Below are 24539 nucleotides of genomic sequence, written 5' to 3' on the forward strand. Positions count from 1 at the left end.
TTCAGCCCACGGTGTATCAGCCCACGACGGGAAGTTCGAGGGGGCCGGACCCGTCGGCGAAGATCGTCACCGGCATGCCCTGCAATCCCCCACGGAAACTGATGTCGCCACCGGTGATTGCCAGACGAACAGAATGCCCCGGCTCGAATCGGTGCACTATCGCCGGCATCGTCACCGGCACCGGCTGCGACGGATCACTGATGCGTATGGGCGCGATGAGTCCGTTGATCAGCGAGGAAGTTCCGTCCGGAGCCACGTCGTAGAGTTTCGCGAACACCACCGGCTGTCCGGGCGCCGCAACGCGCAGCGTCACAGTGGGGGCTCCCACCACGTCCATCGCCTCGGTCATCGGCGCAGTGGTCCAGAGCGCCTCGGTTCCCGGAATCTGCGCATTCGGAATGTTTCCGGCCGGATTGATATTGAGTGGCTCTACGCCCGTCGGCAGCCCAGCCGGTGCGGTGACGATCGTCTTCGAACCCGGCATCACCGGCGCGCCGTCCGGTAGCAGTCCCCCGTCAGCGGACAGATGGAAGGCGCGAGCGGTCCCGACATCGACGGTGTCGGACGTCGCGTAGGCCGGTGCCGCGTTTCCCTCGTAGTCGATCCAGTTGCGGAAATACGCGAATTCCGGGCCGGTCTCCGTGTTCTCGTCCTTGAGGTAGTGATCGAACCAGTCCATGAAGCGACCGGTCTCGTACTGGGTATCCTCGTCGGGTGCGGAGAAGCTGAACTCGCCCGGCGCAGCGGCCAAGTGGCTGTGCCCCCACGAATGCCAGATCATCTTGGCTTCGACGCCACGATCCTTCAGCGCGTCGTAAGTCGCGGTTGCCTCGTTCAGATCGAACAGGGTGTCCTGTTGCCCCTGAGCAAGCAGTACCGGAATGTTGATCCGGTCGACGAACGACGAGACCGACGACGCTCGGAGCTCACTCACTACTTGCGGTCCGATGTCGCCGGTCACCACCGCCTCGGCGATCGCGTTGCACATGTAAGGGACGTAGTTCGGGCAGCCGGGTAGCCGTGCGGGATCTGCGATGTAACCGTCCACACCGGGATTCGCGATGCCCGCGCCGAAGAGCAGCGATGCAAAGAGCACCTTCGCGGCTCCCGGCTCCGCAGTCGACACTCCGGAGATGATCCCGGTGCTGTTGGGCGCCAGAGAATACGAGAGATCGTTCCAGGTGATCATGGGGATGATCGTGTCGATACGGGGATCGACACTCGCGGCGGCGAATTGAATCCCGCCGCCGTAAGAGCCACCCGTCATTCCGACCCGCGGGTCGTTCGTCGACGGTGCACCGGTGTGATCGACGGAGTCCTGAACCACCGCGGTGAGCGCCGGATAGGGCTGCGTCAGAGCCTGATCCGTGAAGGCAATCCCTTCTTGGCCGCCGAGGAAGCTGACCAACTGGGAAGCGGCGACACCGTCGTATGCGGGAGAGTCGAGGGTGATCTTGCAACTCGTGCCGCCGAAACCCAATCCCGAATACGTCAGTCCGACATACCCGTTCTCGGCGAAGTTCTGCAGGGCAGGAATCTGGTCCTTGTACGAACCGCCGAACCCGTTGGTGGTCAGGATCGCGGGAGCTGGGTTGTCAGCGTCGACACCATCGGGAACAAAGAGTTCACCGACGACGGTGCACGGCGTCGAGAGTTCAGGCCCGACATCGACCGAGAAGTACAGCAGCTGTGACGAATACGAGCCGTTCGGTGAATCCGCGAGCGCCGGCGGCGAAAAGCCGAGGGCGCAAACCACGAGCGTGACGACACTGATCGCAATTCTCCGGCGCACCTGAAAACCGTACACCCGGATCTGTTCTCCACCAGCTCAATCCGGCGCGTGCCGCCAACGTTTTCTCGCGAAAGTCACGCCAGACCGAGCCGACCTCTACTTGACCGTCAAGGTGCCGCGCATGCTCGGATGATAGGTGCAGTGGAACGTGTACGTTCCCGGCTCGTTCGGCACCGTGATGGTTTCCGTCTCGCCGGCCTCGATGTCCTCACTGAACAGTCCTGCCGTATCGGACGTGACCGAGTGTTCGACGGTGTCGTTGTTCTGAATGGTCAGTACCTGACCAGGTATCACCGACTCCGGTGTCGAATACTCGAAGCCGCTGATCACGATTCCCATCGACGACGCTCCCGGCGTCGACATACCCAGAGGCATGCTCGGCATCGACATACTGGTCGGCATGCTGGTCATCGGCATACTGGTCATCGCCATGCCGTCGTGATCGGCCGAATCGTTGTCCGACGAATCGTTGTTGTCACTGCACGCGGTCAGTGCGAACACCGCCAGGATCAGCGCTGCGAGCACTGCGAGAATCCGCTTCATTGCTTCGCCTCCTGCTCGTTCCCCCGCAGTCTGCTGATTACCCGCCGCCTAGGGGGCCAAACAGCTCCGATGTGGTGCCTGCGGCGCTGATAGTGCACGATTTCTGCACCAGCTCCACTCGCGGACCGACACTGAAGGAAACAGCACAGATGGCCAAGAGCAAAACGTCGAAGGCAGCCCAGCCGAAGGCGTCGAAGGCAGCGCAGCCGAAGGCTCCCAAGACAGCAGAGCCGAAGGTAGCCGAGAAGGCTCCCGCCGTTCTCTGGAAGGACCTGCCGGACGAGCACGACTACCCGGCGGCCCGCGATTACCTCCAGTTGGGCGCGACGCCGGTTCAGGTCCAAGCTCTCGTGTACGCCCTCAAGACGGCGACGCTGGTCTCGAAGAAGGCCAAAGACATCCTGCGGGCTGCTGGGCTCCCTCTGCTTCCGGTCGACAACCCACACGTTGCTGCCGACCTGTTGAAGATCCGCAAGGGGATCGCGCTGTCGCCGATCCTGCTGGTGCAGGGAGACTTCCGCGCCGGAGTACCGGCGCAGATCGCCGACGGCTACCACCGTGTCTGTGCGAGCTACCACGTGGACGAGAACACCGCCATCCCCGCGAAGATCGCACCCTCGACAGTTAACTCGTAGGTCGTCGATGACCTTCGGCATCCTTGCCCTCGTCGCGCTGGCCGGCATTCTCGGCCCGCTGCTCGGCGCTCGCGTCAGCTGGCATGTCCCCGTGGTGGTCGGCGAACTTGCCGCGGGCGTCGTCTTCGGTGTCACCGGTTTCGGGCTGCTCGACTCTTCGGACCAGACTTTCACGTTCCTGGCCGATATCGGATTCGCGCTCACGATGATGGTGGCCGGCTCACACGTCCCGGTTCGCGATCCGGCAGTCCGTGCGGCAATCGGCAAGGGTGCCGTTCGCTCGGTTGTCGTCGGACTTCTGTCGGTTGTTGCCGGCTACGGTGCGGCGACGGCATTCGGCACCGGTCACGCCGCGCTGTACGCGGTCCTGATCGCGTCGTCGTCCGCGGCGTTGATTCTCCCCATCGTCGATTCGCTGGGGCTCGGTGGAACCTCGGTTCTGCAGATGACTGCCCAGGTCGCGATCGCGGACACCGTCTGCATTGTTGCGCTGCCTTTGGTGATCGATCCGGACAATGCCCCTCGTGCCGGTGTCGGCGCACTGGCTGTGGCGGCGTGTGCGGTTGCCTTGTTCTTCGTACTGCGAGCCTTCCACCGGTCCGGCCATTGGCGAAGGCTCCACAAATTCTCGGAGAAACGAAAGTTTGCACTCGAACTCCGGATCAATCTGGTGATCCTCTTTTCTCTGGCAGCGCTGGCGTCGAGCACTCACGTGTCGATCATGCTCGCGGGCTTCGCCTTCGGGCTCGTTCTTGCCGCGATCGGTGAACCCCGCCGCCTCGCCAAACAGCTCTTCGCCATCACCGACGGCTTCTTCGCTCCCCTCTTCTTCGTCTGGTTGGGAGCGGCGATCAATCTGCGCGACCTCGTCACCCATCCGTCCGCCATCTGGCTCGGATTGGTCTTGGGCGGAGCAACTCTCGTGGTTCACGCCGCGATACGCGCCCTCGGTCTCCCGCTCCCTCTCGGCGTGCTGTCCGCCGCACAACTGGGAGTACCGGTTGCCGCAGTTACGGTGGGCACTCAATTGGGGGTGATGGGCGACGGTGAACCCGCAGCCATCCTCCTCGCCGCCATGATCACGATCGGTGCAGCAACGCTGGCGGGTGCTGCCGCGTCGAAAGCTGGTCTCACGAAGCCTGCTTGACCGCGGCCCTCTCCACCGTCAGCAAGCTCTCCTCCGAATGTTCGGCGTGATACGCCGCGCCGCCGCCGCGGACACCGAAGAGTCGCTTGCTCCAGATCAGCCATACGACGGCAGCGATGTTCACCAGCAGCAACCCGGCCCTCAACCACGTGATCTTCTCGGTCAATTCGTAGATTTCGAGGGGCAGGAACAAGCTGGTCGCCACCACCGCGAAGTACTCGCCCCAGCGTTCGACCATCCACAGGCCGACTGCCTCGATCACTTGAAGGCCGGCGTAGACCAACAGCCCGACTGCGATCCAGGTGAGCGTCGTAGCGGACAACGAAAACGCCTGCTCGATGTGATGGACCAGTTTGGAATCGTCGATGTTCCAGCCCAATTGACGGGCAAGTGGCCTGATCAACGGCAATTCGTTCTCGAAGGCGTCCTCGGCGCGACCCTTCGACGATCTCAGTTCGAACACACCGATCGCCAGAAGAACCAAACCCAGAGCGCGGAACATTCTCTCGGTGGCGAGAAGTCGCATGATCAACCGGTCGCGAAGCAGCCTCCCCCGCGGAACCTCGGGGGCGGCGTCCGCCGGTCCCGATGCTCGGGGCGCTCCCGGGACGAAGTTGCCGCAACGTAGGCACCGCCACGCCTGACCCACCGCAGTGTCCACATGTAGTCGATCCCGCAGTTCCGGTTCGTCCGGAGCGTAGGTCTCGTGACCGTGCCAACTGCACGAGCGCAATGCGAAGTCCACGGGTGAACTCTATGCCGCATATGCCCGGTAGCGTGGATACCCGCTGACCGTGCACTTCGAACGATGAGGATTCCGATGACAACCACCAAGATCGAAACCCGGCATGGCGTCATGGCAGTCGACGACAGTGCCACCGACGGTTTTCCGGTTGTCTTCATCCACGGGAACTCGGCCAGCCGCTCCATCTTCCGTCATCAGGTCGACGCCGACTGGGCCGGCGACTACCGCATGATCACTCTGGACCTACTCGGCCACGGCGACTCCGAGGATGCGAGCGATCCCGAAGCCGCATACACGCAGAACGGTTACGCCGACGCCATCGTCGATGTTCTGACCGAACTCGGCGTCGAAAGAGCCGTTGTCGTCGGCTGGTCGCTCGGCGGACACATCGCTCTCGAGTTGATCGCGAAATTCCCCGGGCTCACCGGAATCGTCATCACCGGTACGCCGCCGGCAAATCCCGAGACGCTCGGCGACGCCTTCAAAGCCGGCGACGGATTGTCCATCGGCGGCACCGAGGTCATCACCGCGCAAGAAGCCGAACTCTACGCACGAATGACCGCCGTTCCCTTCGAGCAGGCTGCACTCGACGCCGCGATACGCACGGACGGACGCGCTCGCAAGATCATGTTCGACGCATTCGGCGCCGGCCGCGAATCGGATCAGAAGGCTCTGGTTGCAACGGCGTCTGTGCCTCTCGCGGTGATCGACGGCGCCGAGGACCCGTTCGTGAACACGTCGTATGTCGCGTCGTTGACCTTCGCGAATCTCTGGGAGGGCACGTATCACGTGATTCCCGGTGTGGGGCATGCAGCGTTCTGGGAAGCCCCTGAGGTGTACAACCCACTGTTGCAACGATTCCTCGGCAGTTTCGCACAGTAACCTGCTGGACAACCTGCTGGACGCGGCGTCCTATGAGATAGAAGCCACTCGACAATCCGGCCATGTCCGGATCATTCATCGCCGTCCTACAGTTCGGAAAACGACTGGAGGCACTGCGATGACCATTCTCGAGCACGGCACGGAAACGTGCATCGGTGGACCGACCCTTCCCCAGATACGACGCCTCGTCACCGAAGTGCCCGGCCCCAACTCGCGCGCTTTGGCAAAGCGCCGGAGCGCCGCACTGCCGGCCGGGCTGACCAGCGGATCCAGCATTTACGTTGCCGCAGCGGGCGGAGGAGTTGTCGTCGACGTCGACGACAACTCGTTCATCGACTTCGGCAGCGGCATCGCCGTGACCACCGTCGGAAACAGTGCGCCGCGCGTGGTCGAACGCACCACGCGCCAGCTCGGTCAGTTCACCCATACGTGTTTCCTCGCAAACCCCTACGAGGGGTACCTCGAGGTCTGCGAAGCGCTCAACCGCCTGACCCCGGGAGATCACGAGAAGCGAACAGCGCTGTTCAACACCGGCAGCGAAGCGCTCGAGAACGCCGTGAAATACGCACGTGCCGCCACCGGTCGCCGGGCAGTTGTCGTCTTCGACCACGCATTCCACGGTCGCACGTTGATGACCATGACGATGACAGCCAAGAACCAGCCGTACAAGGCCACATTCGGCCCGTTCGCACCAGAGGTCTACCGGGTTCCGATGGCATACCCCTACCGTTGGCCGAGCGGCCCCGAAAACGCGGCCGACGAAGCATTCGCCCAGTTCCGTCTTGCGATCGACACTCAGATCGGCGCCGAATCGGTAGCCGCTGTGGTCGTGGAACCGATTCAGGGTGAGGGCGGTTTCATCGTTCCCGCTCCGGGATTCCTGAAGCGAATCTCGGAATTCTGCCGTGAGCGCGGCATTCTCGTCGTCGCGGACGAGGTCCAGACCGGTATCGCACGAACCGGATCCTGGTTCGCCAGCGAGAGTGAGGACTTCGTCCCCGACATCATCACAACCGCAAAAGGTCTCGCCGGCGGAATGCCACTCGCCGCCGTGACCGGCCGTGCCGACGTCATGGACGCCGCGCATCCCGGTGGTATCGGCGGTACGTACAGCGGCAATCCCGTTGCCTGCGAGGCCGCCCTGGCAGTTTTCGAGACGATCGAGATGGAAGGGCTCCTCGACCGCGCCAAGGACATCGGCGACATTCTGACCACAGGTTTGTCCGAAATCGCTTCGGACACAGACATAATCGGCGACATTCGTGGACGCGGCGCCATGATTGCAATCGAACTCGTCCACGACGAGGACAAGGCTCCGAATCGCGAGGCCGTCGCCCAGATCGTCAGCTACGCCCACACGCACGGTCTCCTTCTGCTCACCGCCGGCACCTATGGAAACGTCGTCCGTTTCCTCCCGCCGCTGAGCATCTCCGACGAGTTGCTGACCGAAGGACTCGGTATTCTTCGCGACGCTGTGGCCGCAGTCCGATGAGCGTCGCAGTGCGCAGCTTGATCGGCGGAGCTTGGGTCACGGGCAGCGACGGCACACTGACGGACACCAACCCGGCCCGTCCCGACGAGGTTGTCGCCACCGGAGGCCGCGCCGGTGCCTCCGAAATGGCGACCGGTGTTCGCGTCGCCCGCATCGCCGCGAATGACTGGGCCCGCCTGCCGATGTCCGCACGCGGCGCATACCTCACTCGCGCAGCGGAAATCATCGAATCCAACGCTGAGGCCTGGGGCGAAGAACTCACCCGCGAAGAAGGGAAAACGCTGGCCGAGGGTATCGGAGAGGTGCGCCGCGCAGCGCAGATTCTGCGTTACTACGGCAACGCCGCCGACCGCGAGACCGGAACGGTGTATTCCTCCCCACGTAGCAGCGAGCAGATTCTCGTCACTCGCAAACCTCTCGGCGTGGTAGGCGTCGTCACGCCGTTCAACTTCCCGATCGCGATCCCGGCATGGAAGATTGCGCCTGCCTTGGTGTACGGAAACACCGTCGTCTGGAAACCGGCTGCCGCGGTGCCCCTTCTGGCCTTCCGTCTCGCGCAGGCACTGACCGAAGCGGGCCTACCCGACGGAGTCCTGAACATGATCCTCGCCGACAGCGCGGCCGGTGAAGCGCTGGTCGATCACCCGGACCTCGACGCCGTCACCTTCACCGGTTCCACCGGCGTCGGCCGAAAGATCGCGGGATCTGCTGCGGCGCGCGGAGTTCCGGTACAGGCGGAAATGGGTGGAAAGAACGCAGCCGTCGTACTTGCCGACGCAGATCTCGAGCTTGCGGTCGAGCAGGTGATGCTGGGCGCATTTCGGTCAAGCGGCCAGAAATGCACGGCCACTTCACGTCTGGTGCTCCATGAATCCATCGCCGAGGAATTCCTGGCCAGGCTGACCGTTGAAGTCAAGCAACTGAGAGTCGGAGATCCACTCGATCCCGACGTCACGACAGGTCCCGTGGTCAGCGCATACGCGCAGCAGTCGATCATCGAGGGGATCAATCGAGCCGTCGACGGCGGCGCCAGGGTTGTGGCCACCGCCGAAGCGCCGCAGTCGGGCTACTACGTCCAACCGACAGTGCTGGAACTACCGTCGAGCACCGAACTGTGGTTCGAGGAACTCTTCGGCCCGGTACTGGCGGTGCAGCGGGCAGCAACAACCGCAGACGCATTCCGCTTGGCGAACGAGGGCGAATTCGGTTTGTCCGCAGCATTGTTCACGCAAGACCTGACCAGTGCACTTGCCGGTGTCGACGATCTGGACGTGGGGATCCTGCACGTCAATTCGGAATCGGCGGGCGCTGATCCCCACGTACCTTTCGGCGGTGCGAAGAGGAGTGGATACGGGCCCAAGGAACAAGGCGACGCGGCACGAGAGTTCTTCACTCACACCACCACCGTCTATCTCAGGGGCGGCCGAGCGTGATCTGAATTCGATTCCGCCTGCAGCAGTTCACGAGCTTTGAGTGCGATCCACAACTCGGACCGGGTGTGGGCGGAATCGAGATCTCGGCCGATCAACTCGGCAGCCTTGTCCATGCGGTTACGCAGCGTGTGCCGGTGAACACCCAATTGCGCTGCAGCGGACTCCCATTGACCATTGTGGTGCAGGAACGCTTCGATCGAGTCCACCAGACGGGAACCGTTCTCGGCGTCGTAGCCTTCCAGCACACCGAGACCACCGGCCGCGATCGACTGCAGAACTTCGCTCGACTGCACACTCAACAAGAGACTGAAAGTCCCGAGCTCCGAGAACGGAACGAGCGTGTGTCCTTCGACCTGCCCCACTTTGGCAGCAGAGACGGCCTCGCGCAGACTGGCCGCAACACCGCTCATCGGCCGGACGCCACCGATTCCACCGTTGATACTCCGGCGTGAATTCTCCCGCACTCTCGCGTACACACTGCGTGTGACCTTCTCCGCAACTTCACTTTTCACGACGAACCACACACCGGTTCCGTCAGTCAGCGGGGCGAACAGGTACGGCACCGACTCTTCTTCCAGGGCCGCTGAAGTGATGTCGGTGGCCGCAAGCAAAGGTCCGACATCGGTCAAGGCGGTTGCCACCACCGTGGTTTCGGATTCGAATCCGAAGTACCGCAACAGACTTTCGTCGACGTCACCGCCGGCCTGGCGCACCATCGTCGTAACGGCCAACCTCAGCCGCTGTTCGGCATCGACAACCCGCAACGGCTTGGCAAGCTCGATGGTCAACAGCGACACCGTGTGGCCCACCAACAATCGCTCGGACTGATCCAAGGCGGCCTCGGACGCCACGGCCAGCGTGCCGCTCACAGCAAGGCGGTGAATGGCCAGGTGGCCGTCGTCGTCCACCACGATCCGGCTGCGCTCCTTACCTGATCGCTCCCTGATGCGTTCGGGCAGAGACGAACTCGCACCTTCCGTCAGAGCCAGCACCGCGCCGTCCCGATCGAGAACACAGACTGCTGCGTGAACGGCTCGACCCAGGGCAGTGATCAGAGCCGGCACCCCGTCGAGCAGGGCACGCGCCAACTTCTCCTGCGCGTCGACCACCGCCTGCACCGTTCGTATCTGGTCGGCAGTCAGTTCGTCGATCACGGCCCGCGAAATGGCGATGAACGGCGTCTCCTTGGCGACGGAAAGCACGGCAAAACCCAGTTCGTCGCCGGCCTTGATGATCGCGTCCGGCACCCTCTCGTGGACGGTGCCGGTGTCGAACGCCAGTGCCACCGCACCAGTCTGCGCGATGCGCTCGACGTACTCGTATTGCTTTGTCGCCGAACGCGGTAGATGCAGCCCCGTCGTCATGACAAGCTCTCCACCGGCGAGCCAACGGGTCGGATCCTGCAATTCGATTGCGTGCGCCCAGCTGATCGACAGATCCACGTCGTCGTGACCGGCAACGATCGTGAGGCCGAGCGAGGTGGTGGCCGCCAGGCGCCGGACAGTCATCGGCATTACCGGAACCTCCGAGGGCAGTGAATAGAAAGGCAGTGGACAGAACTGACAGTTTCCAGTTCAGGTTTGTACATCAAGTCCATGTTCTGGATCACACGATGCGCTTAGCGTCTCTCCGAAAGAACTGATCGCGTCATGCAATAGGAGCTGAGCCCAGATGCCCGACAGCAGCACCGAAACAGCCGAAGCCGCCAGCGTTCATTCGACACTCAAAACAGGCTTGAAGAAGCGCCACCTGACCATGCTTTCCATGGGCGGCGTCATCGGCGCCGGTTTCTTCGTCGGTCTGAGCGGAATCATCAACCAGGCCGGCGCCGGCGCAGTCATCACGTGCGCGATCTGCGGGATCATCGTGTTCCTGGTGATGCGCATGCTCGGCGAAATGGCCGTGGCCAAGCCGTGTACGGGATCGTTCACCGAATACGCCCGCATGGCGTTGGGCGACTGGGCGGGTTTCACCACTGGCTGGCTCTACTGGTATTTCTGGGTGATCGTCGTCGGCATCGAATCCGTCGTCGGAGCAACCTTGCTCTCCCGGTGGATCCATGGTGTCCCGCTCTGGCTCATGTCAGCGGTACTCCTGTTGGTGATGACCGGGGTCAATCTTCTCTCCGTCAGCAACTTCGGCGAGGCCGAGTACTGGTTTGCGGGTATCAAGGTCGCCGTCATCATCGGCTTCATCGTGCTCGGCAGTCTGTTCGTCTTCGGCATCTGGCCCGGCAGTGAAGTCGATTTCAGCAATCTGACCGGCCACGGAGGATTTCTGCCGAACGGCTTCACCCCCGTACTGGTGGGCGTTGTCGCCGTGATCTTCTCCATGACCGGAGCCGAGCTTGTCACGATCGCCGCAGCGGAATCCGCCGAACCCGCCGGAGCGATCAGGCGGGCCACGAACACGGTCGTCTTCCGCATTCTCGCCTTCTTCGTTGTCGCCACCTTCCTCCTCGTGACGATGCTGCCGTGGGATTCGTTCGTCGTCGGCGATTCTCCGTTCATCTCCGCACTCGACCTGCTCGGAATTCCCGGCGCCGCCGACATTCTCAATCTCGTGGTTCTGGTCGCGGTGCTGTCCTGCCTCAATTCCGGCCTGTACACGGCGTCACGGATGCTCTTCGCACTCTCCGTCTACAACGACGCGCCGGCCTGGATGACACGGACCAACAGCCGCGGCGTGCCGGTGAAGGGCGTACTCGCCTGCACCGTGGCCGGGTACTTCTGTATCGCGGCCGGCTACATCTGGCCGGATACGATTTTCTTGTTCCTCGTGAATTCGTCGGGCGCAATCTGCTTGTTCGTTTACATCCTGATCTGTGTATCCGAACTACGCCTCCGACGCCGATGGGAACGCGAAAGCCCCGAGATTCTGAAATTCCGTGTCTGGTTGTATCCCGGCCTGCCGATAGTGGTCACTGGTCTGATTCTCGTGATCCTGGTGGGAATGGGTCTCAACGAACCCACGCGCGCGGAATTCGTCCAAAGCCTGGTCGCGCTGGGGGTCATCCTCGCCGCTTACGGCGTGAGAAAGTCTCGTACGCGAAAAGTCGGATCGTTCGCGACCGCCTCGAACAACGCACACAGCAGTTCGAAGAAGGCTTGAAACAAGCATCGAGTAAGCGCTCGACGCGATAATTGAACCTCTTCCCCGAAAAGAGCCGATCCGATGGAAGCGGTCGAACATAGATTTTCTCTTTACCTAAATTCAAGGCAAAATGGACAGCATGCCGAGCCCTGTCATCGCCTCCGAGGGGCACAGTTCTTGGCGAACACTTCACGAATGGTTCAACGAACCACACGACTACGAGTGGATAAAGCACCAGAGATCCGGCCGGGCAATCATTCCGATCTTCCGAACCTTGCTTGGAATGATGACGATCATCTTCGGACTGTCCGCTTTCTACAAATTGATCGGTCCGGATACGCCGCCGACCACACCCGGCAAAGCTCTTTCGATTTTCATGATCTGTACGTGTGTGGGAATCGCCGCATGCTGGTTCACACAACCGTTTCCCGGACGCCGGGGGTTGCTTGCATTCGGAATATTCGCAGATCTCGGGATCGCGGCTGCCGTCCTCCTGGTGCCGGATCGCTCGTCCGGGACGTTCGGTTGCATCGTCTTCGCGGTCACCGGAACCTTTGCGACGCTTTTTGTCAGCGCAAAGTGGCTTGTCGCTCATGTCGTTTGGTCGACGACCGTCACGACTACCGTTTTCGTTCTTGCATATATGGAAGGCGACGTCGATATCACGACGCTTCTGGCCCGCGGCACCGTTCTTTTCGGAGCTGTCACACTCGTTCCCATTTTTGCGCACCTGACTTGGCGCACTCTCTACCGCGATGCCCAGTATTCGGACCGGGATCCCCTCACTGGACTGTTCAACCGTCGGGGGCTGGAAGGGGCAGTCGGCGATCTCTTCGAGAGCGCCCGAGACGATTCTTCATCTCTCGCCTTCATCGTCGTCGATATCGACAAATTCAAAACGGTGAATGATCTTCACGGTCATGCCGAAGGCGATCATGTCATCAGGAGAACCGCGAACCGATTGAGCACACATCTCGGCGAACGCGGAGTCATCGCTCGAACCGGCGGGGAGGAATACCTGGCCGTCATCGCCGGCGATCCCGAATCGACAACCCTGTTGATCGAAGGGATAAACGCGGCGCTGTCGGATTGTTCCGACGCGATCCCCACAACGGTGAGCGTCGGAGCGGTGATGATGACCGCCGAATCGAAGGCGTGGAGCGGCGGTGCTTCCGCAATCCTGGCGGCGACAAATGTCGCGGATTCGATGATGTATCAAGCGAAGGCGGCAGGCGGTAATACGATCCGCTCGGCTCAGATCTGATTCACAGCCACGTAAGTGGGTGGACGCTGCGCCCGGTTTCCGTGTCCGTCGCGGCAAGATACACATCGACGCGCTCAGCGGTCAGAGCCTTGCTGATGTGGTAACCCTGGACCAGGTCACACCCGACCCACTGGACGCGGCGGAACTGCTCGATGGTCTCCACGCCCTCGGCCAACGATTTCATACCGAGGGCCGCGGCCAATTCGACAATGGACTTCACCACGGACATCTTCGGATCGTCCGAGTCGGTGACCAGCATGCGATCGATCTTGAGAACGTCGATTGGAAGTCTCTGGAGCGTGGCGAAGGACGAATAGCCGGTGCCGAAATCGTCGAGTGCGACGGTGACCCCGAGCTCACGCAGCTTGTAGAGATCCCGGATCGCGCGATCGTCCACAACACCTGTCTCGGTGATTTCGAGCTGCAGCAGTTGCGGAGGCAAGCCCGAATCCGTCAGCGCTTTCTTCACCATCGCACCGAACTCTCGCGACACCAACTGCACTGGTGAAACGTTGACCGAGACGCCAATTCCGGTCGGCCACCCCGCAGCAGCGGCGGTCGCCATCGCCATTGCCTGCGCGCCGAGGGGAATGATCATTCCGGTTTCCTCCGCCACCGAGATGAACTGGCTGGGCCCGATGAGGCCGCGGCTGGGATGGTTCCACCGAAGAAGAGCCTCGAAGGCCACCACTTCACCGGTCTGAGTGTCGACCTGAGGCTGGTAATGGAGATCGAACTGCCCTTCCTCGATCCCTCTGTCCAGCTCGTGCAACGCCGTCGCCCGCGCCGATGCCCTCGCCCGCAGCAGCGGTGAGAACTTACCCACTCGATTGCGTCCCGTCGACTTCGCCTCGTACAGAGCCAGATCCGCCAGCATCACCAATCCGTCGGCGTCCGTCGAATCCTCGGGCGCGCTCGAGTAACCGATCGTGGCCCGCACTTCGATCCGATTGCCTTCGACGAAGAATGGTTCGTGCAGCACTTCCAGGTACCGATCGAAGATCACACCGGGATCGTCGCGCGAAGAGGTGCAGACGATCAGCCCGAATTCGTCACCGCCCATCCGCGAGCACATGTCCGAACCGATCACGTCGCGAAGGCGTTTCGTGACTTCGAGAAGTAATTGGTCCCCGATCGGATGGCCAAGGGTGTCGTTCACCGATTTGAAGTTGTCGAGGTCGAGAATCCCGACGAGAACCTGCTTCTCCGGCACGCGAGAATCGATCGCTTCCTCGAGCGCCACTCCGAACGCACGACGGTTCGGTAACCCGGTCAACGAGTCGGTGGCCGCAAGGCGAAGGATCTCCTGCTCGTGGACATACCTCTCCGTGATGTCGGAACCGACACCGCGCCAACCCAGAATCACGCCGGATTCGAGGACCCGTGGATTGCCGGAAAGAGACCACCAGCGTCGCCTACCGTCGACATGCACCGGCACGACAGTGTCCCGGAAGGGAGCACTCGATTCGAGTTTGTCGATCATCTGGGCCGCGGCCGCACGCCCCTCCGGACTCGATGCGATCTGGAGTCTGGTGAGGAGTTGTCCGAAGGTGAGTTTCTGCAACTCGTCCACCGTCATACCTGCGACCTCGGCGAGACGTGCCGAGGTGTGGGAGAACCGGCCGTTGGTGTCGCACTCCCACAGCCAGTCGCGGGAACCGCCCTCGAAACCGTCGAGCAACAACGCCACAGTCTGACGCTCTGATTCCGCCTGAAACTCTGCGAGACAACGTCTCTGGAAAGAGGCCGACAGATAGACCGCCCCTACGGTGAGCGCAAACATGTAGATGCACAACTGAATCGCAAGTATGCGAAAGTGGGGTTCGGCGTGGACGACGAGAACAGTGAAGACGCCGAGGCCGTGAATGTAGATCCAGGTCAGGCTCACCGATCTCAGACTCGAGAACGTCACGGTCCCGGCGCCCATGATCCCGGCCATCGTCGCGATCAGAACCAAGTCGCGGAAGACGTCCATGTCGTGAAAGAGCAGAGCGAAAAGTGTGACGTCGAGGGTCGCGACCACGATCACTTCGACGAGCAGACCCACGTAGTCGTAGCGCGGGGTGTGCTTCGACGGCCGCCAGCGAAGGGGAATCCATACTCGGATCGAATTCGCGAGGACGAGAAAGATGAGGGCGCCACCCAACCACCTGAGCGTCTGACGTCCGGGCGGGACGGTGTAGGTCAGAATCACGACCAAACTCGCCATGTACGCAAGATTGGCGAACGGCGCGACGGCTGCAGCTTCGTCTATCTGACGGCGAAACAGGCTGTTGCAGTCGGCCTCCGAAGCAGGATCTTGCCTGCCCAATCGACTCGGACGGCTCATCAGCGAGGCATCCCGACATCTGCGCAGGCGCCATCAGCGGGCGTCGAATCCGCTCGCCTGGCCATCCGAACCTCCCCCAGCTCCCCACCGAACCCTTATCCGGTGAAACGTCAGTGTTTCAGACTCGCTGCTTGTTTCCTTCACAACGGTAGCCATCTGACGAATCGATTGTGCGCAGATCACTATATCCAGAGGTCGTTCCGTCGATCGTCCAGGTCGATCCGCGATTGCTGATTCTTAGCTCGAACCACGTTTGTCGCCGACCGCGACGCGGGGGATTCGAGCGGTCGGGAACAACGCGGCGATCGCGAGCAGCGCTGCCACGGCAAAAGCGACACGCAACGCGTCCAGCCTGGCTTCTTCGTTCACGTCCACGATCGCATCCGCCGTGGACTCGGCGACGCCGGCGTCATCGAGAGCGGATCGGAGTTGCGTCGTCGACAGGAACGGCACGCCCGAGGCCATGTCGGTGCTCGCTTGCTGCTGCACCGATGTCGGAACCGCCGGATTGTCTTCGATTCCGGCGATCGCCGACGTCGTGAGAGTGGCAATGAGAACCGATCCGATCAGGGCAGTTCCCAAGGAAGCGCCGAGGTTGGTGGCGGTGTTCTGCAACCCGCCGACCTCGGTGCTGCGCTCGTCCGGGACCGAGGACACCGTGACGGCTCCGAGCTGCGAAGACAGGCACCCCAAGCCGAAACCCATGAACAGCATGGGAATCATCACGATCGCCGCATTGGCGCCGGGGTCCATGCCTGCAACGAGCATCAGAATGCCGACGACCATGACCAACAATCCGACTCGGACCACGCGTCGCGGGTTCGCGGTAGGCCGTAGCTTCGGAATACCGATCGCCGCCACGACGAGCGCCGCCGACAACGGCAGGATGCGAACTCCCGTCTCCAGGGCACTGAGCTCCAGAACTACGGACAAGAACAACGGGACCGCGAAGAACACGCCCGCCTGGACCAGAAACTGCGCGAAGAACATCGACAGCCCGCCACTGAGCTCGCGGTTTCGCAGCATCGCCGGATCAAGCAACGGCTCCTTCCCCGCAGCGGCCAGGCGTCCCTCCCAGCGCAGGAATCCGTACACGACCAGGAGCCCGGCGATCAGCAGCCACACCACCGGGGAAAGCCCGACCAACTGCGGTCCGTCGGGTTTGGCCTGCACCCAACCCCACTCGCTCGAGCGCAGTACGCCGAAGACGATCATGCCCAGCCCGACCACAGACAAGATCGATCCGACGTAGTCGAGGCGCGACTTCGACGGTGGGACGTCGACCACCTTGCTCAGCACCAGCAAGATCAGGACAACGATCACGACTTCGCCGACGAACACGTAACGCCATGACGCAAATGTCGTCGCGGCGCCGCCGATCAGCGGCCCGACCGCCACGGCCATCGCGCCGGCGGCAGCGACCAGACCGTAGGCAGCCGGGCGCTTCTGCGCCGGAAAGTTGGTGGCGACGAGCGCGACGATCGCGGGCATGATGAGTGCCGCACCGACGCCTTCGAGGAACGACCATCCGATCAGCAGGACCGCAAGATTGGGAGCGAGCGCCGTTGTCAGAGAACCAGCGCCGTAGATGATCAAGCCGACCGCGAAGGCCCGGCGACGACCCATCATCGACCCCAGCTTGCTGCCCGTGATCATCAGCGTCGCCATGACCAGGGTGTACAGCGTGATCGCGGTTTGAATGCCGGTGATGCTCGTGCCGACGTCCTCGGCGACGGTTGCCATCGAAACATTCATGACCGAACTGTCCAAGGTCATCAGGAATTGGCTGGATGCCAACACCGTGAGAACCAGTCCTGAACCCGCCTGCGTCGTCGAACCAGCAACCTGTCCGTCACCCATCGTGCGGGTGTACCCGGTGTTCAGGTTCTCGAAGCAGACCGGTCAGTGCTGTTCGAGGCTGAGCTGATCCGCCCAAGCCGACACGTCCCCGCGTTCCAGAGCCACCGCCAGCAGTTCCGGAAACTTGTCCGGCGTGCACGCAAACGCGGGAATCCCGAGGGCACTCAGCGACGCTGCATTGTCGTGATCGAACGACGGTGCCCCGTCGTCCGAGAGTGCCAGTAGAACCACGACTTGAACGCCGGAGTTCTTCATGGCGGCCATCCGGCGCAACATCTCGTTGCGAATACCGCCCTCGTAGAGGTCCGAGATCAGAACGAACATCGACTCGGCAGGACGCGAGATCAGTGACTGGCTGTACGCGATTGCGCGGTTGATGTCCGTGCCCCCACCAAGTTGGGTCCCGAAAAGGACGTCGACTGGATCGGACAGTTTGTCCGTCAGGTCGACGACGGCAGTGTCGAAAACCACGAGCGAAGTCTTCAGCGCCTGCATCGACGCCAACACCGCGCCGAACACGGACGCGTAGACGACGCTGGACGCCATCGAACCCGATTGGTCGATCGCCAGGACTACGTCGCGCTGCACGGATTTCGACTTGCGGCCGTATCCGACGAGCCGCTCGGGGACGACGGTTCGATACTCCGGAAGGTAGTGCGACAGATTTGCTCGGATGGTTCGGTCCCAGTCGATGTCACGCAACTTCGGATTCGACGTTCTGGCCGAACGATTGAGTGCCCCGGTCACTGCGGCCTTCGTTTTCTGCGCGATTCGCTCTTCGACTTCCCGAACCACCTTGCCGACGACCATTCGAGCAGTGGCCTTGCTGGCCTCCGGCATGACCTGGTTGAGGCTCAGCAGCGTCCCGACCAGATGCACATCGGGCTCGACGGCATCGAGCAGTTCCGGTTCGAGCAGCAACTGCGCCAAACCCAGTCGGTCGATCGCGTCCTTCTGCATCACCTGCACCACCGTGCTGGGAAAGTACGTCCGGATATCGCCGAGCCATCTGGCGACGGACGGAGCCGACGCCCCCAATCCGGCTGAGCGGCGTCGCCCCTTGGTCGGGCCGGACGAATCGTAGAGTGCGGCAAGAGCTGCATCCATTCGACGCTCGCCCGGTTGGCCCAGCCCACCCGTCGATTCTTCGGCGGATTCCCCGAGCATCAGTCTCCAGCGTCGAAGGCGCTGATCGTCGTCGCTCATGCGCCCACCCCCAAGATGTCCGCAACGACCGCCATTGCCGCTCTGCCGCGTCGAGCATCGGTCTCCACTGTCGTTTCGACGCGTCGTCCACCTCTGACCGCCTGACCGATCGCTCGACGCTCCCCCGCCTCGAACGCTCCGAACGTACGTCGAAGCAGTGGAAGCGTGTCGATGAAGTCCTGCTCACGAAGTTGGCGAACCCACGTGTCGATCAGCGTGAGCAACGCTCGATCGTGAACGAGCACAAGCCCTCCTCCACCGAGAAACCCGTCGACCCACCCGGCTTTGGCTGTCGGCGTACTTCCCACGGACAGGGCCCGAGACAAGCGCTGGGCTGCAGCGGTTTCCGTGATCGAACCGCTGTCGCACAGTAGCCGCACCATCCGGCCGACGAGTAATCCGTTGACGTCGTCACGGTCGATCACGCCGGCCATGGCCTGCAGCCACCGCGCGCTCGCATCGCGATCGTCACGAACCATGACTGCCGAGTGAACCTTGTCGAGGTGTTCGCGAAACTCCTCGGCACTGGGATCGTCCAGGCCCGTGACGGCGACTGCGAGGCCGGTGCAAATGCGGATCAACAGGCTGTCGGCGACGTCGACCAATGCCGACACGTCGGTTCCGCGCACATCGCCGTACCGCAGCGTTCGCGTCAGCGTGGGCAGCGCCGCCATCAGGTGCGACACGTCATGATCTAGTGCCGCAACCGTTTTCACACTTTCCAGCACAGCGGACAACGCTGCCGGCAGGTTCGCCAGGAGCGAGTTCTCCAGTAGTCCGATCAGTGACGCGAGAGAGATGTCCGGCTCGTTGATCTTCGAGACGACACGTGATGTTGCCGCTGCAGCCACCGTCGTGCCCCACAGCGACGCCTCGATCACCGAGACCGAGAATTCGGGCTTCCATTGCAGCGCCCAAGTTTCCCGGAACGTTCCGGTGGAACGGACCTCACTGTCGGCCGGGGTCCCCCAATCGATCTCGAGGATCCCCAGTCGGTGCAGGAACTGGGAACGCTCGACGTCGATATCGCGTCGCAGGTCCAGATCGAGAGTCTTTGCTCCCGCTTGTTGTCTGAGCCGCAAGGTCTTCGAGCGTGCGCGCAGGTCTGCTTCGAGTGGGACTGTCGGCGTTTCCTCGGGCACCGCGCCCAGCGCTTCGCCCACAACCAATCTTCGCGTGATCAGATCCAGAAGAACGTCGTTCCCGTCGCACATCACCGACCTCGTTGCCTCGGTGACCTCCGACAATCCCGCCAAGGGTCGAGAACGCAGTGCCGCCAACGTATCTGCCAACCGGACAGCTTCGATGACGTGAGCACTCGAGATCGGAAGGTCCTCGTCCCTGAGCACCCGCGCAACTTTGGTGAGCCACCGCGTGATCGTCTTGTCGTTCGCGGTGAACAGGTGGTGATACCAGCCCGGCGAGGTGATTCCGGCGCCGTAACCCGATGCCGACGCCAGGCGTGAATGTGTCCAGGGAACCCAGGTCAGCGAGGTCTTGACCTTGGACATTCCTTTGAGGATGCGAGCATCGGGTGCCGCCGGCCCCAAGGCTCCGACCAACGCCGGCGCGTGCCAGGCTCCGCAGACGACCGCTACCCGCTCAGCGCCATCTTTCAACGTCTTTCGCAGCACCTGACGCATGTACGCTTCGCGATGCGCTGTCTCCTCGTCGATCGGCACTGTCTCACGCAGCGCCTCCATCGCCTCGGTGATCGCATCGAAAGAATCTGCGCCCGAGCTCGATTCGATCACCGAATCCCACCAGCGCTCGGTGTCGTCGAAACCCGCGGCCGCGGCCAGTTCCGACAGAGGATCGCCCTCGCGGACAGTACGAATCCCCTGATCCGCCAACACGTTGAAGGCGGGCAGATCGCAGAACCGTGCCTGCACACCGTTCTTCGCAGCCCACTGCAGCGCTTGCCATTCGGGTGAGAACACCGCAAACGGCCAGAAGGCCGCCTTCGACGGCTCGCCAGTGGCGTACGCGAGCAACGCAATCGGCGGTTTCATCGATTCCGACGCCGCCAGCATCACCAACGGGTCTGCGTCCGAAGGCCCTTCGATCAGGACGACGTCAGGCGAGAACTCTTCCAGACCCTGCCGAACCGAACGAGCAGATCCCGGGCCGTGGTGACGGATACCGAAGACCCGGACACGCAGGTCCGGAATCACGATGGTCACCCGGTGACCTCGCGGCACGCCCGGTAGAAGTCGGACCACTCGCCGCGTTCACGCACTACTGCCTCGAGGTACTCGTTCCACACCACCTTGTCTGCGACCGGATCCTTGATCACCGAGCCCAGGATTCCGGCAGCGACGTCGGATGCCCGCAGTACGCCGTCCCCGAAATGCGCAGACAACGCCAAACCGTTGGTGACCACCGAGATCGCCTCCGCCGTCGACAGAGTTCCGGACGGGGACTTTAACTTGGTGCGGCCGTCGGTGGTCGTGCCTGATCGCAGTTCCCGGAACACGGTGACGACCCGGCGAATTTCCTCGGCTGCTGCGGGGGTTGTCGGCAATTCCAGTGCTGCGCCCAGCTGTTCGACTCGACGTGCCACGATGGCCACCTCGTCTTCCTCGCTGGCCGGCAAAGGGAGGACTACGGTATTGAACCGTCGACGCAGTGCGGACGACAGGTCGTTGACACCGCGATCGCGATCGTTGGCGGTAGCGATCAGGTTGAAGCCCTTGGCTGCCTGCACCTCGATGCCCAGCTCCGGCACCGGCAACGTCTTCTCGGAGAGAATGGTGATGAGGGCGTCCTGCACGTCGGCCGGAATACGCGTCAACTCTTCGACGCGGGCGATCTTCCCGGTTTCCATCGCCGTCATCACGGGAGAAGGCACCAGTGCACCGGCGGTCGGCCCCTCGGAGAGAAGACGTGCGTAGTTCCAGCCGTAGCGGATAGCTTCCTCGGGCGTACCCGACGTGCCTTGAACCAGGAGCGTCGACGCACCCGAGATTGCGGCCGAAAGGTGTTCGGAGACCCAGGTCTTGGCCGTACCGGGAACCCCCAACAGCAGTAGCGCCCGGTCGGTGGCAAGAGTTGCGACGGCCACTTCCATCAACCGCCGTGGACCGACGTACTTCGGCGAAATGACTGTTCCGTCGTCGAGAGTGCCACCCAACAGATACGTCACGACGGCCCAGGGCGACAAGTTCCACGACGGTGGACGCGGACGAGCATCCTGCGCGGCCAGTGCTTCGAGTTCGAGCGCGTACTCCTGCTCTGCGTGGGGCCGCATCAGCTTTGCCGGTTGCGCGAGCTTTTCCGGTTCCGTGGTGGGCACGGTTACGCTGTCAGTCACTTGAGCTCCTCGAGCAGAGTCTTGCGGTGGGTGATGGCACTGGCAGTTCTGGCGAAGGTTTGCCGCCAGTCGGGGTCACGAGCACGCTCCGCCGCACGCTCCAGCAAAGTTACTGCGCTGTAAGGAAATCGAGTCTCGGCCAGGCGCAGCGATGCGACGTACTTGTAGCGTGAGAATTCGCCGGCCTTGGCGCCTCCGTCGGCACGTCTGGCCGCAACTCGTTCCCACTGGGCTACCACTGCCCGGGTGATGTCCTCGGGCCATGGACCTCGCAGAGCGTCGTAGATCGCTGCCCGGCCCGGGTGCAGAACGTTGGCGTCGCCGTTTCCGGACCTCAACAGATCAGCCAGCGCCTTGGCCGGCACCAACGGGAGCACGCGTCGATCGGTGGCGGTGCCGCGCATACGAAAGAGTTCCAGCGCCCATTCCGTATTGTTCTGCGCGACTGCGGCGGTGGACCACGCGTCGTGAAGGATCGGCTCCCAGCCTTCGTCAACGCTCATCCCCAAGGCCTTGCCTGGTCCACCGATCATGTTGTTCCACAGAGACAACGGCGCAGAACTGATCGCCTGACGCACATACTCGGCACGATAGTCGGTGTGTGGATTCGGCCGGTCTTCGATGCCGTCTCGCCTCGCCGCTGAATCGACTTCCTCAGGCGGGACGATGACGAGCGTGGGCCGAACGAGTTTCCGTTCCACCCGCACCCATTTCCGAACCCGAGCAACCATTCTCTCCCCGAACTCCGATTCGGGGAGTTCTCCGAGTACTTCCACTGCCGCGCGTCGCACGTCCTTGCGACGGTCGTCGAGGGCTTCCTCCAACAATGGTTGATCATCCGCACTCAGTCCGTTTGCCAGCGCCGCGACGAAGGCAGCCTTCTGTTCGCCCCGCTCGGTGCCCCAGGACTTTCGGAGTTCGGCCAGCGCCAGCGCGGGATCTGTTCGACGAGTGTCTATCAGCCACTGTGTGCGCTGCGACGAACTTCCGTGACGCCACACGTCCGGGTTGGCATCCCTGGTTCGGACGAGTTTGCTCCACTCGGGGTTTTGCGCGGCAAGCCATCGACCACGCTCGCCGACAATCTGCAGGATGCACTCCCGGTGAGCTTCACTTGCACGTGCAAAGGAAAGCAACTCGGCGACCAGATGATCAGGCGCACGGTAATTGTGCTCCAACGCGACTGCGAACCATTCGTCGAGCAAGGTCGCCTTGGCCGCGAGCATCGACAGCAGATGCGCCGATGAGGATTCCGGCAGCGTGAATCGAACATCGTCTGGCGCAGGTGTCGGCACCGCCGCCGTGGTGGAGCCCGCACCGCCACGGCGGTACGCCCTCTCCAACGCTGCTCCTGCGAGAAGCATCTCGGCAGGATCGCCGTCGAGTTCGCGAGCGTAGCCACGCACTTCAGTCGGCAGCTCCTCGAATGTTGTTGCTGTTCTGGCTGTCCCAAGGAGCGCCGCTGAGATCAATGTACTCACAGCACGATCACCTGCCCTCTCGTGAAAACCGAGATCGGAGTAAGAGCCAGCGCGTTCCACGTTCCGCAGACTGTGACCGGGTAACCGCCGGAAATGCCGAGCAACTTCCACAGAAGATCCGAATCACCCTCTGCCCGAAGCGCTGTGCCCGATTCGTCGACGACAAACCATGATCCGTCGACGAACGACGGGACCACCGAACTGATCACTGCCGGCCACGAGCGCAACCATGGATCCGCGGCGAGGGCATCGGTAAACTGCTGCAACGCAGTGTCGATGCTTCCGAACGGCATGGTTGTGAAGGGCTCCGGTTCTCCGTGCGTGACCCCTATCCGCGCCCGCAATGCCGCGGCACCGGGATAGAAATGAACATCGGCGTTGAGCAGAAACCCGACTGGCGGCGTTTCGGTGGCAAAATTGGGTGACCCGTGGGAGAAGTCGAGCAGCATGGCCCACCGCTTTGAATTCCTGCCGAGCATCCACACCGTTCGGGTGAACAGTCGCTTCTCCTCGGTGATCCCGGAACCGAGAATCATCCAGTTCTCTTTCACCGGAATCGATTCCATCACACTCTCGGTTGAGACCGGATAGCCGACGTGTGCTTTCACCGAATCGGCAAGATCTTCCGGCAACTCGGACAGCTTCTGATGCGCAGCAACCAGCAGGTGCAACCGAGCCAACTCGTCGAGGACTTTCTCAGGCCAGTTCTCGGTAGACGCAACGGTGCCCGCCAAGGCTCGAAGTGTGCCTGCGACACCAGGCGCCTGAGCATCCACCATTCGAGCAGCTACTGCGTCGAAGCCCGCCCAGGATGTGTCCATCGCTGCCAGACCACTGCGGATCTGATCGGTGATCCACAGGTCCAATTCGACGAGACCGCTCGCAACGCGGTCGGCGCGCTTCTGCGCTGTCGCCGGGTCGGGAGCCCTCTTGGGAGCCTCGTCGCCGGTCTCAGCCCTTTCGCCGCGGGTCTCGGCCTTCTCCTCGCGGCGCAACAACCACTCTGCCGCGAAGTCGGCGGGCTCGTCCGCCGACGGCACACGCCCTTCCGACCATTCCACCAACAGCCCCAGAGCATGTTTGCACGGAAACTTTCGACTGGGGCACGAGCACTTGTATGCAGGGCCCCGCAGGTCGACCACTGCTTGATACGGCTTCGAGCCGCTGCCCTGACACAGCCCCCAGAGCGCGAGACCCCTGTTGCCGGCATGGCTCCACGAACCAGCCAACTTGCGCGCAGCGGCCAGCGATGCGGCGTCCGGAGCTACCGACGCCACCTGCCCAGCTGTCCACGGCGAAGTCACTCGACCACAGTATGACAACC

General features: G+C 62.5%; 18 protein-coding genes. 7 read left to right on the top strand and 11 right to left on the bottom strand.

The window, feature by feature from the left end:
- Window positions 1-16: 16 nt before the first annotated feature.
- Both GN300_RS08345 and GN300_RS08350 read right to left on the bottom strand, forming a co-directional pair.
- A complete protein-coding gene (locus tag GN300_RS08345) occupies window positions 17-1807 on the bottom strand; it encodes a CocE/NonD family hydrolase (RefSeq protein ID WP_063315545.1) in 1791 nt (596 codons plus the stop codon).
- A gap of 81 nt (window positions 1808-1888) precedes the next feature.
- On the bottom strand, window positions 1889-2335 hold the full coding sequence (locus GN300_RS08350; RefSeq protein ID WP_063315544.1) for a cupredoxin domain-containing protein: 447 nt from the start codon (window positions 2333-2335) through the stop codon (window positions 1889-1891).
- A gap of 272 nt (window positions 2336-2607) precedes the next feature.
- On the opposite strand from GN300_RS08350, the gene GN300_RS08355 reads away from it, so the two are divergent.
- Together GN300_RS08355 and GN300_RS08360 are read left to right on the top strand one after the other, a co-directional pair.
- Window positions 2608-2970, top strand: a complete 363-nt coding sequence (locus GN300_RS08355) for a hypothetical protein (RefSeq protein ID WP_042446474.1) — start codon at window positions 2608-2610, stop codon at window positions 2968-2970.
- Window positions 2971-2977: 7 nt separating this feature from the next.
- Complete coding sequence (locus tag GN300_RS08360) at window positions 2978-4117, top strand: cation:proton antiporter (protein ID WP_030536077.1); 1140 nt, start codon at window positions 2978-2980, stop codon at window positions 4115-4117.
- On the opposite strand, the gene GN300_RS08365 is transcribed toward GN300_RS08360, so the two are convergent.
- Window positions 4101-4862 carry a DUF2127 domain-containing protein gene (locus GN300_RS08365; RefSeq protein ID WP_003943067.1) on the bottom strand — a complete coding sequence of 254 codons (762 nt, stop codon included), beginning with the start codon at window positions 4860-4862 and terminating at the stop codon, window positions 4101-4103. The genes GN300_RS08360 and GN300_RS08365 overlap by 17 nt on opposite strands.
- 75 nt (window positions 4863-4937) lie before the next feature.
- Between GN300_RS08365 and GN300_RS08370 the strand changes: the two genes are divergently transcribed.
- From GN300_RS08370 to GN300_RS08380, 3 genes are all read left to right on the top strand, one after another.
- Complete coding sequence (locus GN300_RS08370) at window positions 4938-5744, top strand: alpha/beta fold hydrolase (protein ID WP_063316016.1); 807 nt, start codon at window positions 4938-4940, stop codon at window positions 5742-5744.
- A 118-nt stretch (window positions 5745-5862) separates the two neighbouring features.
- A complete protein-coding gene (gene gabT, locus GN300_RS08375) occupies window positions 5863-7236 on the top strand; it encodes a 4-aminobutyrate--2-oxoglutarate transaminase (protein WP_063315543.1) in 1374 nt (457 codons plus the stop codon).
- On the top strand, window positions 7233-8669 hold the full coding sequence (locus GN300_RS08380; protein ID WP_007730582.1) for an aldehyde dehydrogenase family protein: 1437 nt from the start codon (window positions 7233-7235) through the stop codon (window positions 8667-8669). The genes gabT and GN300_RS08380 overlap by 4 nt, the downstream gene beginning before the upstream one ends.
- Here the strand turns inward: GN300_RS08380 and GN300_RS08385 are convergent.
- The gene (locus tag GN300_RS08385) at window positions 8645-10177 is read right to left on the bottom strand and encodes a PucR family transcriptional regulator (RefSeq protein ID WP_233405593.1); all 1533 of its coding nucleotides are present in this window, start codon (window positions 10175-10177) and stop codon (window positions 8645-8647) included. The two genes, GN300_RS08380 and GN300_RS08385, sit on opposite strands and share 25 nt — an antisense overlap.
- Before the next feature lie 163 nt (window positions 10178-10340).
- Between GN300_RS08385 and GN300_RS08390 the strand changes: the two genes are divergently transcribed.
- Window positions 10341-11780, top strand: a complete 1440-nt coding sequence (locus GN300_RS08390) for an amino acid permease (RefSeq protein ID WP_063315541.1) — start codon at window positions 10341-10343, stop codon at window positions 11778-11780.
- Between the two features lie 121 nt (window positions 11781-11901).
- Entirely contained in the window at window positions 11902-13026 is a 1125-nt protein-coding gene (locus tag GN300_RS08395; protein ID WP_063836244.1) for a GGDEF domain-containing protein, read from the top strand.
- Window position 13027: 1 nt separating this feature from the next.
- On the opposite strand, the gene GN300_RS08400 is transcribed toward GN300_RS08395, so the two are convergent.
- The 7 genes from GN300_RS08400 to GN300_RS08430 form a co-directional block, all read right to left on the bottom strand.
- The gene (locus GN300_RS08400; RefSeq protein WP_063315540.1) at window positions 13028-15355 is read right to left on the bottom strand and encodes a bifunctional diguanylate cyclase/phosphodiesterase; all 2328 of its coding nucleotides are present in this window, start codon (window positions 15353-15355) and stop codon (window positions 13028-13030) included.
- Window positions 15356-15592: 237 nt separating this feature from the next.
- Entirely contained in the window at window positions 15593-17215 is a 1623-nt protein-coding gene (locus GN300_RS08405; RefSeq protein ID WP_063315539.1) for an MFS transporter, read from the bottom strand.
- A gap of 42 nt (window positions 17216-17257) precedes the next feature.
- Window positions 17258-18421 carry a VWA domain-containing protein gene (locus GN300_RS08410; RefSeq protein ID WP_047269390.1) on the bottom strand — a complete coding sequence of 388 codons (1164 nt, stop codon included), beginning with the start codon at window positions 18419-18421 and terminating at the stop codon, window positions 17258-17260.
- Window positions 18418-20604: a DUF5682 family protein gene (locus GN300_RS08415; RefSeq protein ID WP_063315538.1), complete on the bottom strand. Its 2187-nt coding sequence runs from the start codon at window positions 20602-20604 to the stop codon at window positions 18418-18420. Before GN300_RS08415 ends, GN300_RS08410 begins: the two co-directional genes overlap by 4 nt.
- Window positions 20601-21671 carry an AAA family ATPase gene (locus GN300_RS08420; protein WP_050656937.1) on the bottom strand — a complete coding sequence of 357 codons (1071 nt, stop codon included), beginning with the start codon at window positions 21669-21671 and terminating at the stop codon, window positions 20601-20603. Before GN300_RS08420 ends, GN300_RS08415 begins: the two co-directional genes overlap by 4 nt.
- A 59-nt stretch (window positions 21672-21730) precedes the next feature.
- The gene (locus GN300_RS08425) at window positions 21731-23215 is read right to left on the bottom strand and encodes a DUF5691 domain-containing protein (RefSeq protein ID WP_063315537.1); all 1485 of its coding nucleotides are present in this window, start codon (window positions 23213-23215) and stop codon (window positions 21731-21733) included.
- Window positions 23212-24519, bottom strand: coding sequence for an SWIM zinc finger family protein (locus tag GN300_RS08430; RefSeq protein WP_063315536.1), 1308 nt, complete (start codon window positions 24517-24519; stop codon window positions 23212-23214). The genes GN300_RS08425 and GN300_RS08430 overlap by 4 nt, the downstream gene beginning before the upstream one ends.
- Window positions 24520-24539: the final 20 nt, after the last annotated feature.

The sequence above is a fragment of the Rhodococcus sp. Ni2 genome (assembly GCF_021352185.1).
Lineage (GTDB): Bacteria > Actinomycetota > Actinomycetes > Mycobacteriales > Mycobacteriaceae > Rhodococcus_F > Rhodococcus_F qingshengii.